Below are 2,786 nucleotides of genomic sequence, written 5' to 3'. Positions count from 1 at the left end.
TCCGCATCGCTCAGTACGGTGCCCTCACAGATGTTTATGCTGGCGTCGTTCCCTGCATCGGGAGTATCGCTAATAGTAGAGAAGCTTACTTCAGTACAACCTATGGCAGTGGAACCGGGGTTGAAAGGTGTGATAGTAACATATATTGTACTGCATGGGGGTAAATCAGAGGGTAAATCATAAGTTGTAGTATTACCAACATCTTCATGGTCAAGAATGTTGGTGCCACCGGGTGATGAGCCAACCGTAAGATAGTAGCCATTGGCTTCTTTTACACTGTCCCAGGTCAAAGTGATGTCTAGAGGGATATTCGAATCACCGTCCAAAGGATTTGTTATTGCAGTGCAATCGGGTATAGGACAATTAAAAATATCTCCGGTTATGGTCCATCCAAAATCATTCATGATGGATTGTCTTTCATCAGAGGAAAAGCAGAATTGTAAACCATTTGCACCCAAGTTAAGGCCAGCTTCCAGGATTTGCCCGGACCAGGCAATCAATGTATTGTCATAATAGGTAACTGACATGGCGGTGTTGTCCAACATACCACTGACGTCGACAGTATTTGTTAAGTCCCAATCTCCCAAATATTGATTGAATGAAATGGCACCAGAGAACATATTTGACATATTTACAACAGATGATGTATTCCATCCATTTAATGGCTGATTGAAAGAAAGAGCATCACTGAACATATAGTTAGTGGCGCCTACTAAGGAAAAATCCCAATTATCTAATGCTTGGTTAAAACTTATGGCTCCCCGGAACATAAAACTGGTATTTTTAAGGGCAGCTGTATTCCAACTGTTCAATGGTTGGTCAAAATTTGTTGCACCATTGAACATATAATTCATTCTAGAAACACTGGAAACATCCCAACTATTGAGAGGTTGATTAAAACTGTTCGCTGCATTAAACATGGAACCCATGTTTGTAACCGATGATACGTCCCAATTGTCGATAGGCTCATTAAAAGACAGAGCCCGATAGAACATAAAGTCCATTCTTGTGACGGATGAAACATCCCAACTATTGAGAGGCTGATTAAAACTGTTCGCTCCATTAAACATGGAACCCATGTTTGTAACCGATGAAACATCCCAATTGTCCAATGGTTGATCGAAATTAGGAGCATTAGCGAACATATATTGCATATCTGTTACTGATGTTACATTCCAGCTATTGATAGGCTGATTAAAACTGTTCGCTCTATTAAACATAAATCCCATATCACTGACCAATGAAACATCCCAATTGTCCAATGGTTGGTTGAAGTTTTCTGCGTTACTGAACATATATCCCATATCACTGACCAATGAAACATCCCAGTTTCCGATGGGTTGGTTAAAGTTTTCTGCGTTACTGAACATAGCCCTCATATTACTGACCGATGAAACATCCCAGTTTCCGATGGGTTGGTTAAAGTTTAGCGCATTACGGAACATTGATATCATGGTTGTGACCGATGAAACATCCCAACTATTGAGAGGCTGATTAAAACTGTTCGCCGCATTAAACATGGAACCCATGTTTGTAACCGATGAAACATCCCAATTGTCCAATGGTTGATTGAAATTAGCAGCAGCAGAGAACATATGTTGCATATCTGTTACTGACGTTACATTCCAGCTGTTGATATTTCCATTGAAATCGTTACAGTAATTAAACATATAGGACATGTTGGATACATTGGATAGGTCAGGTAGATCGACGGCATTATATTTCATGAATCCTGCTCCATTAAATGCTCTTTCCATGGATTTCCAATTTTGATTGCCCCATTGGTCGATAGATAATAATTTATTGCCATCCCCAGAAAAAATATCATTAAAGGGAGCTGGAAAATCACCTATAATGGAAATAGTGTACGTGCCAGGATTTGCATAGGTGTGTATTATATCGGTAGTAACATTGGTGTTGGTTTGACCATCTCCCCAATCTATGGAATAATCATAACTAAAATCATTGTTTGTTTGTATTAGCAATTGGTTGTTGGTGGTGTTACCTGGAAGGTCTGTTTTGTATGTTAGTTTAAAAGTCTCAGGGTCGTCTGCCCAATATTCTGTTGTAAAATGCTCCTCCGTGCATCCAATAGCATTACCACTTGAATCGTAGGGTATGACCGATACATATATCATACTATTCGAAGGAAGGTTCATAACTGGGTCGTAGGTTGTGATGTTTCCCACATCAGAACCATTAAGCAGATTATAGAGACCAGAAGCCGTGCCTATATTTAGTATATATCCGTCTGCTCCGGGAACAAGGGACCATGAAATATCAGTATCCACTGATATTTCTATATCTTCATCCATGGGTCCGATTAAATTGGTGCAACTAGGGGGCAATGTAAGACTTGAAAATTTGTTTTCATCACTTGATTTCATCAAGTTTCCATTATTGTAGGATGTAGATAGACTAAAAATAAGGAGGGGAAGAGCGTAATTAAATAAAATGCTTGTAGGTTTAAATTTCATGACTGGATGTATGGAATTACAGTTTATGAGTTGATTTTTATTGGGCAAACAGATTTTTTAAACAGCAAGTAGATTCAAGTACTTTTATTAATTCATGATTATTGAATACTAAACGTGAGGCCTAATTTTGTTTGATATTGTTTGGAATTCATTGAAAATTTCATGGGTGTTAAAATAGAAATGTTGAAATTTTATTCCTTTACTAAGAGGTCCAATATGTAGTCTCAAAAGTTTTTTTGATTTAGAGTGGACTTACTACATTTGACTGGACATTGAGATAGGAGCATGTTGACTGTTTGAATTAACTTT

1 protein-coding gene is annotated in these 2,786 nt (G+C 38.2%); it reads right to left on the bottom strand.

The genetic code is table 11. The annotated features are described in order from the left end of the window. A partial coding sequence (locus D2V08_RS01005; RefSeq protein WP_182835451.1) for a BspA family leucine-rich repeat surface protein occupies positions 1–2,315 on the bottom strand: 2,315 nt, incomplete at its 3' end. Between the last annotated feature and the right edge of the window lie 471 nt (positions 2,316–2,786).

Origin of the sequence: Flagellimonas lutimaris (genome assembly GCF_003581615.1) — a bacterium.
Classification (GTDB): Bacteria; Bacteroidota; Bacteroidia; order Flavobacteriales; family Flavobacteriaceae; genus Flagellimonas; species Flagellimonas lutimaris.
This window is presented reverse-complemented; position numbering and strand designations above follow the sequence as displayed.